This is a genomic window from Bradyrhizobium sp. WYCCWR 12699, assembly GCF_032144035.1.
In the GTDB taxonomy this organism is placed as follows: Bacteria; Pseudomonadota; Alphaproteobacteria; order Rhizobiales; family Xanthobacteraceae; genus Bradyrhizobium.
Genome location: NZ_JAVTJN010000001.1, coordinates 120,743 through 134,249 on the forward strand (window position 1 = coordinate 120,743; position 13,507 = coordinate 134,249).

The 13,507-nt window shown below is 65.4% G+C and carries 17 protein-coding genes; 7 read left to right on the plus strand and 10 right to left on the minus strand.

Annotation, left to right across the window (positions count from 1 at the left end):
* Positions 1 to 18 precede the first annotated feature (18 nt).
* Positions 19 to 996, minus strand: coding sequence for a Bug family tripartite tricarboxylate transporter substrate binding protein (locus RPS27_RS00580; RefSeq protein WP_211416022.1), 978 nt, complete (start codon positions 994 to 996; stop codon positions 19 to 21).
* Positions 997 to 1,151: 155 nt separating this feature from the next.
* Positions 1,152 to 2,087, minus strand: coding sequence for a DMT family transporter (locus tag RPS27_RS00585; RefSeq protein WP_194404266.1), 936 nt, complete (start codon positions 2,085 to 2,087; stop codon positions 1,152 to 1,154).
* A 105-nt stretch (positions 2,088 to 2,192) separates the two neighbouring features.
* Here RPS27_RS00585 and RPS27_RS00590 point away from each other — a divergent pair, with 105 nt between their 5' ends.
* Both RPS27_RS00590 and RPS27_RS00595 read left to right on the plus strand, forming a co-directional pair.
* Positions 2,193 to 2,594, plus strand: a complete 402-nt coding sequence (locus RPS27_RS00590) for a DUF1330 domain-containing protein (RefSeq protein WP_212067429.1) — start codon at positions 2,193 to 2,195, stop codon at positions 2,592 to 2,594.
* A 74-nt stretch (positions 2,595 to 2,668) separates the two neighbouring features.
* The gene (locus RPS27_RS00595) at positions 2,669 to 2,893 is read left to right on the plus strand and encodes a DUF3551 domain-containing protein (protein WP_212067354.1); all 225 of its coding nucleotides are present in this window, start codon (positions 2,669 to 2,671) and stop codon (positions 2,891 to 2,893) included.
* Positions 2,894 to 2,897: 4 nt separating this feature from the next.
* Here RPS27_RS00595 and RPS27_RS00600 read toward each other — a convergent pair whose 3' ends face one another.
* Positions 2,898 to 3,830, minus strand: a complete 933-nt coding sequence (locus RPS27_RS00600) for a DMT family transporter (RefSeq protein ID WP_194404264.1) — start codon at positions 3,828 to 3,830, stop codon at positions 2,898 to 2,900.
* Between the two features lie 367 nt (positions 3,831 to 4,197).
* On the opposite strand from RPS27_RS00600, the gene RPS27_RS00605 reads away from it, so the two are divergent.
* Together RPS27_RS00605 and RPS27_RS00610 are read left to right on the plus strand one after the other, a co-directional pair.
* Positions 4,198 to 5,490 carry an adenylosuccinate synthase gene (locus RPS27_RS00605; RefSeq protein WP_313753840.1) on the plus strand — a complete coding sequence of 431 codons (1,293 nt, stop codon included), beginning with the start codon at positions 4,198 to 4,200 and terminating at the stop codon, positions 5,488 to 5,490.
* Positions 5,491 to 5,527: 37 nt separating this feature from the next.
* Entirely contained in the window at positions 5,528 to 7,138 is a 1,611-nt protein-coding gene (locus RPS27_RS00610; protein WP_212067353.1) for a hypothetical protein, read from the plus strand.
* Between the two features lie 106 nt (positions 7,139 to 7,244).
* Here the strand turns inward: RPS27_RS00610 and RPS27_RS00615 are convergent, their stop codons facing one another.
* The 3 genes from RPS27_RS00615 to RPS27_RS00625 form a co-directional block, all read right to left on the minus strand.
* Complete coding sequence (locus RPS27_RS00615; protein ID WP_249131858.1) at positions 7,245 to 7,541, minus strand: hypothetical protein; 297 nt, start codon at positions 7,539 to 7,541, stop codon at positions 7,245 to 7,247.
* 265 nt (positions 7,542 to 7,806) lie between these two features.
* Positions 7,807 to 8,031 (minus strand): hypothetical protein, encoded by a 225-nt coding sequence (locus tag RPS27_RS00620; RefSeq protein ID WP_194404261.1) that lies wholly within the window; start codon positions 8,029 to 8,031, stop codon positions 7,807 to 7,809.
* Positions 8,032 to 8,065: 34 nt separating this feature from the next.
* Complete coding sequence (locus tag RPS27_RS00625) at positions 8,066 to 8,308, minus strand: hypothetical protein (RefSeq protein ID WP_212067352.1); 243 nt, start codon at positions 8,306 to 8,308, stop codon at positions 8,066 to 8,068.
* A gap of 142 nt (positions 8,309 to 8,450) precedes the next feature.
* Here RPS27_RS00625 and RPS27_RS00630 point away from each other — a divergent pair, with 142 nt between their 5' ends.
* Both RPS27_RS00630 and RPS27_RS00635 read left to right on the plus strand, forming a co-directional pair.
* Positions 8,451 to 8,876 carry a DUF5413 family protein gene (locus RPS27_RS00630; RefSeq protein ID WP_194404259.1) on the plus strand — a complete coding sequence of 142 codons (426 nt, stop codon included), beginning with the start codon at positions 8,451 to 8,453 and terminating at the stop codon, positions 8,874 to 8,876.
* Positions 8,877 to 8,936: 60 nt separating this feature from the next.
* Positions 8,937 to 9,476, plus strand: a complete 540-nt coding sequence (locus RPS27_RS00635; protein WP_194404258.1) for a DUF4112 domain-containing protein — start codon at positions 8,937 to 8,939, stop codon at positions 9,474 to 9,476.
* Between the two features lie 158 nt (positions 9,477 to 9,634).
* On the opposite strand, the gene RPS27_RS00640 is transcribed toward RPS27_RS00635, so the two are convergent.
* The 4 genes from RPS27_RS00640 to msrA all read right to left on the minus strand — a co-directional run bounded on the left by RPS27_RS00640 (position 9,635) and on the right by msrA (position 11,566).
* Positions 9,635 to 9,928 carry a hypothetical protein gene (locus RPS27_RS00640; RefSeq protein ID WP_194404257.1) on the minus strand — a complete coding sequence of 98 codons (294 nt, stop codon included), beginning with the start codon at positions 9,926 to 9,928 and terminating at the stop codon, positions 9,635 to 9,637.
* A 213-nt stretch (positions 9,929 to 10,141) separates the two neighbouring features.
* Positions 10,142 to 10,303, minus strand: a complete 162-nt coding sequence (locus RPS27_RS00645) for a DUF3309 family protein (protein WP_194404256.1) — start codon at positions 10,301 to 10,303, stop codon at positions 10,142 to 10,144.
* A gap of 108 nt (positions 10,304 to 10,411) precedes the next feature.
* Entirely contained in the window at positions 10,412 to 10,831 is a 420-nt protein-coding gene (gene msrB / locus RPS27_RS00650) for a peptide-methionine (R)-S-oxide reductase MsrB (protein WP_194404255.1), read from the minus strand.
* A 30-nt stretch (positions 10,832 to 10,861) separates the two neighbouring features.
* Complete coding sequence (msrA, locus tag RPS27_RS00655) at positions 10,862 to 11,566, minus strand: peptide-methionine (S)-S-oxide reductase MsrA (protein ID WP_194404254.1); 705 nt, start codon at positions 11,564 to 11,566, stop codon at positions 10,862 to 10,864.
* 254 nt (positions 11,567 to 11,820) lie between these two features.
* On the opposite strand from msrA, the gene RPS27_RS00660 reads away from it, so the two are divergent.
* Entirely contained in the window at positions 11,821 to 13,497 is a 1,677-nt protein-coding gene (locus RPS27_RS00660; protein WP_212067351.1) for a caspase family protein, read from the plus strand.
* The last annotated feature ends 10 nt before the right edge of the window (positions 13,498 to 13,507 follow it).

Consider the following 13,507-nt stretch of genomic DNA (forward strand, 5'->3'; position numbering starts at 1 on the left):
CAGCGCGCGCAAGCGCTCCTACTGCTTCTCGATCTTCGCGTTGGTGATCAGCTTCTCCCACAGCACCAACTGCTCGTTGACGAACTTGCCGAGATCTTCCGGCGTGCCGGAAAATGCGTCCATGCCGAGCGTGGCGAGCTGGGCCTTGATTTCCGGCTTCTCGACGATCTTCCTGATCTCGGCGTTGAGCCGCGTCACGATCTCCTTGGGCATGCCGGCCGGGCCGAAATAGCCCTGCCATGAGGTGATGTCGAAATCAGGCACGCCGGCCTCCTGCATCGAGGGCAGGTGCGGCACCAGCGGCGAGCGCTCCTTGGTGGTGACGGCGAGCGCGCGCAGCGCGTTGCCGTTGACGTGCGGAAGGCCGGTCAGGATGTCGACGAACATCATCGAGACGCGGCCGCCCATGACGTCGTTGAGCGCCGGCGGCGAGCTCTTGTAGGGCACGTGCAAGAGGTCGAGCCCGGCATTGTGCGCAAAGGTCGCGCCCGACACGATCGCCGAGGATGATCCCGAGGCGTAGCTCAGCTTGCCCGGATTGGCCTTGCCATAGGCGACAAGCTCGCCGACGGTCTTGGCCGGCACCTCCGGATTGACGACCAGCATGAAGGGCAGGTCGCCCGTGCGCGCGATCGGCGTGAAGTCCTTGACGGGATCGTATGTGAGGGTCTTGAGCAGATAGGGATTGGCCGAATGCGTGGTGTTGGTGGTCACCAGCAGCGTGTAGCCGTCGGGGGCGGCCTTCGCGACATAGCTTGCGGCGAGCATGCCGTTGGCGCCCGCCTTGTTCTCGATCACGATGCCGACGCCGAGCGCCTGCGACAGATGCTGCGAGATCAGCCGCGTCGTCGTGTCCGTGCCGCTGCCGGCCGCGAACGGCAAGACTAGCGTGATATTGCGGCTGGGATAATTGTCGGCTTGGGCAGCGGATGCGGCGGCAACACACAATGCGGCCGTCGCGACGGCGCGCAGGTTTCGAATCAGCCCTGAAATCATCTTGAGACGTTCCCTCTTTTTGGTTGGCGGGGAACCTATCTTGTCTGGACAGAAATCAAAAGACGCGAGTTGACTCGGTCTCGTGCCCCGGACGCAGCGCAGCGCTTCTTCAGCGATGCGCGACACGAGACCCGTCGTGTGTCCGCCGCGCGGAATTATTTCACGGCCGAACCCTGGCGCGAGGCGATCACGACGCCGGCGAGCACCAGCACGTAGCCGGTCAAGTGAAACGGCTGGAGCTTCTCGCCGAGCAGCAGGATCGCCATCGCCGAGCCGAACACCGGCACCAGATGGAAGAACGGGGCCGCCCGGTTCGGCCCGATCAGCGCCACCCCGCGGTTGAAGAAGAGGTAGGCCAGCGTCGACGGAAAGATCAGGATGTAGCCCAGCGTCGCCAGCGTCATCCCGTCGAGCTGCAGGACGCGGCCGCTTGCCGCCTCCCAGACCGCTGTCGGCAGCAGCATCGTCGCGCCGCAGCAGGTGGTGAAGGACAGGAAGGACAGCTGATGGATCTTTGGCCGGCGCGGGATGAAGGCGGAGTAGATCCCGAACGCCACCAGCGAGGAGGCGAACATGATGTCGCCCCTGTTGAAGCTGATGCTCGCGAGCGCGGCGAGATCGCCGCGCAGGATGATGATCAGCACGCCGAGAAGCGAGATCGCGATGCCGGCGAATTGCGCACCCGTCAGCCGCACGCCGAACAGCACCAGCGACCACAGCGCCACGAACAGGGGACCTGCCGACTGGATCAGCAGGGCGTTCAGCGCCTCCGTATATTGCATCGCCCAGTACGAGATTGCGTTGTTGAAGGCGAAGCCGACCAGCGACAGGAACAGCATCAAGGGCAGGCTGCGCCGCAAGGCCGGCCAGTCCCGCTTCAGGTGCGGCCAGGCGAACGGCAGCAGGATCAGGAATACGCCGAACCAGCGGATCGTGGTCACCGTCAGCGGCGGCACATGCGCGCCGACATGACGTGCGAGCACGATGTTGCCCGCCCAGAACAGCGAGCTCAGGCTGAGCAGCAGATAAGGCTGGTTGTTGAGCCAACTGGCCGGATTGGCGGCCTTTGGCGCGGGCGAAGCGATCGTCATTGGCGTTGGACGGGAGCTTGCGCCGGATTGGCGTTGGGGCACAAGTCACAGGGCCGCAATGCTACAATGCAGGCAAACCCCGAGGAGGTGCGATTGGCGGTTAATATGTTGAACGTCGAGGGCCTGGAGCAGCTCGATCCGCAGGCGCCGGTGGTGATGCTGAACCTGATGCGTTTCCACGCGCGCTCGCGCGACGGTGACGGGTCCGGCTGGGACGCCTATTTGCGCTACAGCGCCGTCACGGTGCCGATGATCAAGGCCCGCGGCGGCACCTTGCTCTGGACCGGCGAGGCCAAGGCTGTCGCGCTAGGACCGCACGCGGGCCATGACTGGGATTTCGTCGCGCTGGTCTATTACCCGTCCGTTGCGGCCTTCCTCGACATGATGACGTCGCACGCCTACGAGCGTGAAGCCGATCCGCATCGCGTCAACGGCTGCGCCGAGCACGTCATCATCGCGACGCGCGAGGCCTACAGCAAGTTCACCCCGCCCGGCTCGCGGCCTTGATCTTGATCAATGGTCCGTCACCGCTTGCCAGCAAGGAATCGGGGTCAGCCTCCCGCGCGCCATCGGAGAATCCCATGCATCGTCTTGCCCTGGTCAGTCTGTCCGCCCTTGTCCTGTCGTGCGCCGCGGGGACCACCCCGGCCCATGCGGCGCGCTATTGCCTACAGGGGGATCAATGGGGCTATCCGGGAAATTGCAGCTTCAATACTTATGAGCAGTGCCGGGTCACGGCGTCCGGCACGCGTGCCTCCTGCGGCATCAATCCGAAATACGCGCACAGAAAAAAGGTCTCGTATTGAGGCGTCAGCTCGCCTGCTTCCGTGACGCCACGAACACGCCCGACAGCACCAGCGCAAATCCGACGAAGTGAAACACCTGCGGGTGTTCGCCCAGGAACGCCATCGCCATGATCGAGCCGAACACCGGCACGACGTGGAAGAACGGCGCGGCGCGGTTGGCGCCGATCAGGCGCACGCCGCGATTGAAGCACAGATAGGCGAGCGTCGAAGGGAACACCGCGACGTAGAACAGCGTCAGGAGGTTCGGCCCGTCGAGCTTCATCACGGGACGCGCGGACAATTCCCATATCTCCAGCGGAATGAGGCAGGCCGCGCCGACCCCGAAGGTGAAGGCGAGGAACGACAGGCCATGCATTGGCGGCCGCTTCAGGGTCAGCACCGAGTAGAGCGCGAAGATGACGAGCGCGACGATGAAGATGAGGTCGCCCTTGTTGAATTCGATGTTCGACAGCGTGGTGAAATCGCCATGCAGCAGGATCGTGAGCACGCCGCACATCGACAGCAGCACGCCGAACGCCTGCCCCGCGGTGAGGCGGATGCCGAGGATGGCCAGCGACCACAGCGCCACGACCAGGGGCGCAGCTGATTGCAGCAACAGCGTGTTGAGGGCCTGGGTATGCTCCAGCGCCCAATATTGCAGCGTGTTGAAGGCGCCGATGCCGGTGATCGAGAGCGTGACCATCAGGCCGAGCTTGCTGCGGATCGCGGGCCAGTCCTGGGCGAGATGCTTCCAGGCGAACGGCAGCACCAGCAGGAAGGCGAAGAACCAGCGCAGGAACGATAGGGTGACCGGCGGGATGTGGCCGGCGGCGAGCCGCCCGACGATGGCGTTGCCGGCCCAGCACAGTGCAGTGATGCTCAGCAGCAGGTATGGCTGGTTGGTGATCCAGCTCGGACCGGATGTTTCCGCGCTCGTGGTCTGACCGGTGGCGGACATTGTGATTGATATGGCCCCGCATGCACCGGGGCTTCCGGCCCGGCGGGATCCGGGCCGGCTGATCGCCCGGCGATACCCAAAGACACGGAAATCGGGGCTGCATCAACGGGGGGCGGACGCATCGCGACCATGCAGCGGGTCAAATCGGTCTCACGCTTTGGTCGAAGCCTGCCGAGCCGCCCTGGAACGTTTCTGGATTTTCCGGGGATATCAAAGGCTTAAACTGCCTCTTGAGCCCCGAAAAACCCCCGTTCTTGCTTGCCTAGAGCGGCCGCTTCCTTTATCCGGTTGGCTGCCTTGCGTGCGAACGGCTTCCCGGCCGTCAGCTGGGCTGGCGCATCTAAAATCTTCGAAGGATTACCCGCGAATGGCCAATGTTGTCGTCGTCGGCGCCCAGTGGGGCGACGAGGGGAAGGGCAAGATCGTCGACTGGTTGTCGGAGCAGGCGGACATCGTCGTCCGCTTCCAAGGCGGTCATAACGCCGGCCATACGCTGGTGATCAACGGCAAGACTTACAAGCTTGCGCTGCTGCCCTCCGGCGTGCTGCGCGAAGGCAAGCTGTCGGTGATCGGCAATGGCGTGGTGTTCGATCCCGCCGCCTTCCTCGACGAGGTCACCAAGTTGCGCTCGCAGGGCGTCGCGGTCTCTCCGGACAATCTGCGCGTGGCGGAGAACGTCACCCTGATCCTGCCGCTGCACCGCGAGCTCGATGCGCACCGCGAATCCGCCAATGCGGCGACGGCGATCGGCACCACCCGCCGCGGCATCGGCCCGGCCTATGAGGACAAGGTCGGCCGCCGCGCCATCCGCCTGATGGACCTCGCCGACCTCGACACGCTCCCGCACAAGATCGACCGGCTGCTGGCCCACCACAATGCGCTGCGCCGCGGCCTCAACCTGCCGGAGTTCGACGGCAAGGATATCCTGAAGGAACTGACCGGGCTGGCGCCTCAGCTTCTTCCTTATGCCGAGACCGTGTGGCGGCTGCTCGACATCAAGCGCCGCGAAGGCAAGCGCATGCTGTTCGAGGGCGCGCAAGGCGCGCTGCTCGACGTCGACCACGGCACCTATCCGTACGTCACCTCGTCCAACACGGTGGCGGCGCAGGCCGCGACCGGTGCCGGCCTCGGGCCGGGCGCGGTCGGCTACGTGCTCGGCCTGTGCAAGGCCTACACGACCCGCGTCGGCCAGGGCCCGTTCCCGACCGAGCAGGACAACGAGACCGGCCGCAAGATCGGCGAGCGTGGCCGAGAGTTCGGCACCAACACCGCCCGTCCCCGCCGCTGCGGGTGGTTCGACGCGGTGCTGGTCCGCCAGGCCGTCCGGACTTGCGGCATCAACGGGCTGGCGCTCACAAAACTCGACATCCTCGACGGCTTCGACACGATCGAGGTTTGCACCGGCTATAAGCTCGACGGCAAGGAGATCGACCATTTCCCGGCCGGCGAGGGCGCCCAGGCCCGGGTCGAGCCGATCTACGAGACCATCGAGGGCTGGAAGGAGCCGACCGCCAGTGCGCGGTCCTGGGCCGACCTGCCGGCCCAGGCCATCAAATATGTCCGGCGGATCGAGGAATTGGTGGGGTGCCCGGTCGCACTGCTTTCCACCAGCCCCGAACGCGAGGATACTATCCTGGTGCAAAACCCGTTTGAGGCTTAACGATCTCTTACCAGGACGCGGGTATAGTTGAGTTGAAATGGCTGATTACTATCCGCTGATCGCCCGCGCTATTGCCGCCCTGGACCCCAACGCTCCCGGCGAGAGCCGTCGCGCGCTTTATGAGCGGGCGCGCACGGCCCTGATCGCGCAGTTGCGCAGCGTGCAGCCGCCGCTCTCCGAATCCGAGATCACCCGCGAGAGGTTGTCGCTGGAGGAGGCCGTCCGCAAGGTCGAATCGGAGGCGGCCCAGCGCGCCCGCGAGGCCTCGCGCCCCGGTGGCGGCGGGCGCAGCGGCGGCAGCGGCGATGCGTTTCGCCGCGCCAGTACAAGAGCCACCGAAGGCAATGCGGCTGCAGCCGCGCCGTCCCAACCGCGGGCGCGTCCGGCTCCGCCGCCGCCACGGGCCGACCGTCCGTCCTTCAATGTCGACGACCAGGGCGATACCCAGCGTCCGCCGCGCGCGCCCCGCTTTGACGCTTCGCGCCAACCGGCACCGTCTGCGCCGCCACCGATGCCGGAGCCGCCGGCGGCCGGACGCGATCGCGCCGGTGGGCGCCGTCCTCCTGATGTGGGACCTCCGCCATCGCTGCCGCCGGCACCGGGCGTGCGCGGCTTCCGTGACATCACGGCCGATGCCAATGATCTCGGCGGCGCGGCCGCGCAGGCCAGCCGCGCCGCGCGCCGTACCTACGCCAACGTGCCTTCGCCTTCGCCGGAATTCGACCGGCTCGAGCCGAGCCTGGAAAACCGCGCCGGCGAGCAGGACGCACCCTATTCCTACGACGAGTCGGTCGAGGAGGCGGAGCGCTACGCGCCGCAACCGCCTTCGCCGCGTCCGCGCATCGCGCCCGAGCGCGACGCCAAGAAGCGCGTGCGCACCGGCTCCGCCTTCCCGTTCAAGAGCGCGATCGCCGTCGGCATCGTGCTGATCCTGGTCGGTGCTGGCATCCTCTGGGGCAAGCCGCTGCTCCAGATCGCGACCAACCTGATCAAGTCCTCGCCGACCCAGGTGGTGGAGGCGCCGAACAATCCCGCGCAGCCGCAGAGCAAGCCGAAGATCCCCGATCGGGTCGGTCAGCCTTCGGCCAGCGACCAGCCGGTCGCGCCGGTGGCGCAGAAGGTCGTGCTCTACGACGAGGATCCGTCCGATCCGAAGGGCAAGCAATATGTCGGCTCGGTGGTGTGGCGGCTGGAGCCGATCAAGGCCTCGGGCGCCCAGAAGGCCGACGTCGCCGTGCGCGCCGACATCGAGATTCCCGATCGCAAGTTCAAGATGACGATGTCGTTCCGCCGTAACACCGATTCCTCGCTGCCGGCGAGCCACACGGCGGAGCTGACCTTCATCCTGCCGCCGGACTTTCCGGGCGGCAGCGTCTCCAACGTGCCGGGCATCCTGATGAAGTCGAACGAGCAGGCGCGCGGCACGCCGCTCGCAGGCCTCGCGGTGAAGGTGACCGACGGCTTCTTCCTGGTCGGCCTGTCCAACGTCGATGCCGACCGCGCCCGCAACGTCCAGCTCCTGAAGGAGCGCTCGTGGTTCGACGTGCCGCTGGTCTACGCCAACCAGCGCCGCGCCATCATCGCCATCGAGAAGGGCGCCCCCGGCGAGCGCGCCTTCAACGACGCCTTCGCGCAGTGGGGCGATTAGGTCAGGTGCGCAATTGCGCACCTGAGAATCCATTTCCACGAATACCGTGCAGCACGATGGATTCCGGGCTCGACGCTGACGCGTCGCCCCGGAATGACGAGTGCAGCTACTGCGCCGCCGCTTCCCGCTTGCGCGATGCGGTGCCGGCAGCCGCTTCGCGGTCCATCACGGCGCGGCAGCCGGGGCTGACCTGCGCCTTGTTCCGCACCATGCAGGCTCTGACCCGCGGGATATCAGGGATTTCACTGGAGCACAGCCGCATCGCATCGCCCGTGCACATCTGCTGCGCTTCGGACGAAAAGGCGAGGCCGGGTGAGGTCTGGAGCGCGATGGCGGTGGTTGCGACGGCCAACAGCGAAGCGGTGGTCTTCAACAGCGAAGCGATGGTCTGAGTGCGTGTCATGCAGAATGGGTCCCCGATATCCCTGGGCTTGAGCCACTTGGTTTTTGGGGCGCCGCACGCGACTTGATTTGCCGCATGTCACAGCCTTCACGCCGGGAACTCTGGTCCCGCATGTGGTCGCTCGATCTCTTGATTGTTCGAATCGAAAAGTGCTGCGCCGCCCGAGCGAAGTATGCGCCATTGCCGCGCGACCGCAATGGTCGGCATGAATGAAATTGCAGTTGTTGCGTGAACGTCACGCAGAAGGCGTGCGCGCGCGATCGGATCAGCCGATGGGAGTACGCGCCGCTTGTTCCACGTCGCTCGCACCAAGCGCGGCAGCGTGTTCCTCGACGGCGGTGACGCCTTTGGCGGTGAGCTCGAACAGGTCACCGTCCTTCATCACATAGCCATCGGCGATCAATTGCCCCATCTTGCCTTGCCGGTCGTCGGCGAAGGCAACGGACTGGCTGATGTCCCGCAGGATCGAGAGCTGTTCGTCGCGCAACATGGCTTCACTCTCCGTTCGCCGGGGACTGGGGTCCTCACATGCCGTGGCTCTGAAAGACCTTGCTGCACGACTTCGACAGCTTGGCCCGGTTGGCCTGCAGGCAGCCTTGCACCGCGCCGTCATTCCCGAGGTCCTTGCGACAGAAGCGCGATGCGTCCCGCGAGCAGGCCTGCTGCTCCTGCGGCGAGCCCATGTGGCCTTGCGCAAGTGCAGATGCGTTCGGCAGGCCGGTCAGGGCCGCCAGCGTGATTGTCGCCAGTAGAAATTTGCGGGCCATCGGCGGCTCCAGTCTGCCAGGGATGATTCAGGTCCTGTCTGAACTCGTCGCCTTGTCACTTGTTCCCCCAAAGGCAGAGCCCGCCCCGCTATTCAAGGTTCCCGTGGCGCTGCTATAATCACGGGACAAGTGTGAGGGTTTGATGAAACGCTATCTGGTGTTTGCGCTGGTCGGCCCGTTCGTCGGCGGGTTCCTGCTGCTGCTGACGACGACGTATCAGTCCGGCTATTGGGCCCAGACCAGTCTCGGCGAGGTCGGCAAGCTGTTCGCGGTGTTCTTCAAGACCCTGCAATACAGCTACCTGTTCGGCGTCCTGCCCTCGCTGATGATCGGCGCGGTCGACGACATCCTGGTCCATATCAGGCGGATCGGCCCGGGCTTGCGGATGCTGCTGGTCGGCCTGTTCGCGTTCGTGCTGGCCTCGCTCACCTACAGCTCGCGCGGGCCGGATTCGGGTGCGGTGCAGTTCATCCTGTACGGCCTTGTCGGGTTTGTACCGGCGGTGATTTCGTCCTGGCTCGTGCATAGATACATCAAGGAGCCGCAGGCGGTGGCGGCGCCGACCTGAGCGCGCGACGTTCGGGCGCGGCGCAGCAACTTCCGCCGCGCCGGTGCGTTCTTGAAGGCCATGACCATGTCCGACGACGATATCATCGCTCCGCGCAGGTCCCGTTCAGGGAGCGGTTCGCATGCGACCTCAGGCAAGGCGGCGCGCGGCCCGATCATCGACCAGGAGGGCCATGAGATCCGCCCCGAAACGCTTGAGCAGGGATTTCGCGAGTTTCGCTTCGATCTCGGGCAAGGCAATCCATTCGGCAATCTGACGCGCGAGCAACGGATCGCGCGGCTCGAGGCGATTGCAAAGCTGCTCGACGTCGCCTTCATCCTGCCCGGCACCAACATCCGCTACGGCATCGACGGCCTGATCGGTCTGATCCCCGTGGTCGGCGACATCATCACCACGGCGATCTCGCTGTGGCTGGTGCGCGAGGCCCGCGCGCTGGGCGCGCCCTGGTACCTCACCGCGCGCATGCTCGGCAACGTCGCGCTCGATGGCGTGGTCGGCATGGTGCCGTTCGCGGGCGACGCTTTCGACGTCATGTTCCGCGCCAACATGCGCAACGTGCGTCTGCTCCGCCGCTGGCTCGACAAGCAGCCGCGGATTTAAAGCGGTCGTTCCCTGCAATCGAACATGCCCGAATGGTCGTCATGCCCTGGCTTGTCCCTGGCCATGACGGGCGCGGAAACGCCGCGTTCAAAAACGCAAAAAGCGCGACAACCTTTCGGCCGTCGCGCCTTCTGCGCACATCGGAGGCTTGCGAAAACTTACGCCGCGTCGGCGTCGGTCTCTGCCGTCTGCGCCGGCTTGGGGCGGCGGGGCAGCGGGAAGGCTTCGCTCTCATAGAGCGAGCGGATGCCGTTCTGGTCGAAGCGCGCTTCCTCGACCTGGAGATAGGCGCCGTTCAGCGAATCCGTCGGCAACTGCTCCATCGCGAACTGCACGGCTTCCGCCGCGGTCCCGAACCGGCGATAGGTGAAGCCCGCACGCTTCTTCTTGCGGATCGCGGCGGGGAAGAGTTCGGCGGAGGTGTTGAAGTTGAACGGACGCAGTGGACGCATGGTCAAAGACCTCGTGATCTTCTCTGGGGCTTTAAGCGCGTGGGGTTTGGGAGGGCAGGGCCGCAATCGAGCGGGCCCGCCGCACATGCCATTTTCGCCCTCTAATATAGGCCGTTTTGACAAAAATGCGACCCCTGCGATGGGAGATGATGAATCCACGCATGGCAGCCCCGCAGCCGCAATAAATGTAGCAATTTCAATATTTTATATGATTTACAATTTTCCAAGAAGCAGCAGGACGACCAGCACCACGAGCACGACGCCCCCGATCCCCATGCCGGAATGGCCGAGGCCATAGCCATAACCGCCCATGCGGCCGGACAGGCCCCCGAGCAGATAAATGATCACCAGGATGATTAGGATGGTTCCGAGCATGGCTTCCTCCCTGGCGGCCGCCAAGATGCGATGATCGGCCGCACCGCCAGAGAAGAAAAGCACATCGGGCGGTCGGGTTCCATGAAGGAACCCGACCGTACAGGCCGATTATTTCGGCTCCAGCTTCAGCGCCGCCGAATTGATGCAGTAGCGCAGGCCGGTCGGCCCCGGGCCGTCGGGAAAGACATGGCCGAGATGGCCGCTGCACTTGGAGCAGAGCACCTCAGTGCGGATCATGCCGTGGCTGGCATCCCGCTCCTCGTCGATATGGCTCTCGACGGCAGGCGCGGTGAAGCTCGGCCAGCCGCAGCCGGAATCGAACTTGGCGTCTGACTCGAACAGCACATTGCCGCAGCCGGCGCAGACATAGGTGCCGGCGCGGTGGTCGTGCTCGTATTCGCCCGAGAAGGGACGCTCGGTCGCCTTCTCGCGCAGCACCGCGTACTGCATCGGCGACAATTCGCGCCGCCACTGCTCTTCGCTCTTGATGACCTTGTCGTCGGTGGTCTTCGTCTTGGTGTCGGGCATGGGTCTCCCGTTCTTGAAGTGATCTTGCGATCAGTTGGTGGCCTTGCTGGCACTGACCAGCGTCGGCTTTTCAATGTAGTTATCCGCGAACAGCTTTTTGAGGTTCTCGACCTTGGGCAGGTCGTTATAGGCGATGTAGGGCTGGTTCGGGTGCAGGGTCAGATAATCCTGGTGGTAGGCCTCCGCCGGGTAGAACGCCTCCAGCGCGCCGACCTTGGTCACGATCGGCTTGCTGAAGACCTTGGCGCCGTTGAGCTGGGCGATATAGGCCTCCGCCACCTTCTTCTGCTCGTCCGAGGTAGTGAAGACGGCCGAGCGATATTGCGGGCCGACGTCGGGACCCTGGCGGTTGAGCTGGGTCGGGTCGTGCACCACCGAGAAGTAGATCTGGAGGATCTTGCCGTAGGAGATCTTCTTCGGGTCGTACTTGATCTCGACCGATTCGGCATGGCCGGTCCGGCCGCTCGAGACGGTCTGGTAGTCGGCGGTGGCCTTGGTGCCGCCGGCATAGCCGGAGACCGCGTTGACGACGCCCGCGGTGTGCTGGAAGACGCCCTGCACGCCCCAGAAGCAGCCGCCAGCGACCACGGCGGTCTGGATCCCGCTCGCGGGGGCCGCATCCATGGCGGGGGCGGGAATCACGACCGCCTCCTCGGCGGCCCGGGACGGCGCCGCAAAGGTGAGCGAGAGGGCAGTGGTTGCGGCCAGCAGGGAGGCGAGGGCAGGTCGGCGCATGGCGGATCCTCTTTCGGAAGGTCTGACAGTCTAGGACGGTCGGGGCCGGACGAACAGTTGTCCGGCCCCTTTCGCATCATCCGAGGTACGGACGCAGCCGCCGATTGTTACGACGGGACGGACACGACTCCGTGACGTGAGCCGCGCGGGGGGCCAGCGCGACCTTGGCGAGGCCGGGAACTCCGCGTTAGATGAACCCGGGCGATCGATCATCGACTCAAGAAGACTTTGCTGGCTGGAGCAGGCCTGACACCATGCTGCGCGCCGTTTCCCTGACCCTCGTCCTCCTGGCCGCCGGCGTGCCGGGCGCGGCGGCCGACCCGCAGGCCGACGACCTCACCATCTGCCGTGACCGCCAGGCAGAGGCCCAGGCCCGCGCGAGCGCCTGCGAAAATCTGCTGAAGGCCGACAAGGTCAGTGGCAAGGACAAGGCGATCGCGCTCTCCGTGCGCGGCACCACGCAGCTCAACAAGCGCGACTACGACCACGCGATCGAGACCCTGTCCATCGCGCTCGATCTCGATCCGGACTACGTCATCGCCCTCAACCTGCGCGGCCTCGCTTATGAGCGCAAGGGCCAGGACGACCTCGCCATGGCGGACTACAATCTCGCGCTTCAGAAGCGCCCGGCCTATGGCGTTCCCTACAACAACCGCGGCGTCATTCACGCACGCCGCGGCGCGCTGCAAAGCGCGATCGACGATTTCAGCCTGTCGATCAAGTACACGCCGAAATTCCTGCTGGCCTGGACCAACCGCGCCCGCGCGCGGACGCTGCTCAAGGATTTCGACGGCGCGATCGCCGACTTCGCCGAGGCCGAGAAGATCGACCCGGCCGCCCCGCAGATCGCCGGCAACCGCTGCGTCACCTACGGCATGATGAGGCAGTTCGATCAGGCCTTTGCCGACTGCAACCGCCTGATCGAGAAGCAGCCGACGAACGTGTTCGTGATCAACAATCGCGCCGATGTCAGCATGATGAAGGGCGACTTCGATGCCGCCCTGAAGGACTACAACGCGGCCCTCCAGATCAACCCGAACAATGTCCGCGCCCATTCCGGCCGCGGCCAGATCTACGAGCGCCGGAAGGACCTGGCGCAAGCCCGCGCCGACTATCGCGCCGCGGCCTATTCGCTGACGAAGTTCGACGACACCGAAGTTGCGCGCGCCCGCGCCATCGCGCAGGAGCGGCTCGCCGCGCTGACGCCGGGGAGCGCACCCACCGGCCGCCGCGTCGCGCTGGTGATCGGCAACGGCGCCTACAAGAACGTCCATGCTTTGCCCAATCCGCCGCGCGATTCCAGGCTGATCGCGAGCGTGCTGCGCGACGTCGGCTTCCAGACAGTGATGTCCGTCAGTGACCTCACCCGCGACAAGTTCTTCGACGCGTTGAAGGCCTTCGCGGAGGAAGCGGAGAAGGCCGACTGGGCCGTGGTCTATTACGCCGGCCACGGCTTCGAGATCGGCGGGGTGAACTATCTCGTTCCCGTCGACGCCAAGCTCGCCGCCGACAAGGACGCCGAGGCGCAGGCGGTCGCCCTCGAGCAGGTCATCGCCGCGGTCGGCGCCGCGCGAAAGATGCGCTTGGTGGTTCTCGACGCCTGCCGCGACAATCCGTTCGCGCCGACCATGCAGCGCACGCTGTCGCTGAAGCTGGTCGACAAGGGCTTTTCCAACATCGAGCCCGGTGCCGGCTTCATGGTTGTCTACGCCGCCAAGCACGGCGAGACCGCGATGGACGGCGACGGTGCCGCCAACAGCCCGTTCGCTACTGCGCTGGCCCGCGAGATCAAGCAGCCCCGCGTCGAGATCAGAAAGCTGTTCGACATCATCCGCGACGACGTCTGGGCCGCGACCAAGCACGAGCAGCAGCCCTTCACCTACGGCTCGCCGCCGGGACGCGAGGATTTTTACTTCGTGGCGGGGAAATGACGCAGTGGCT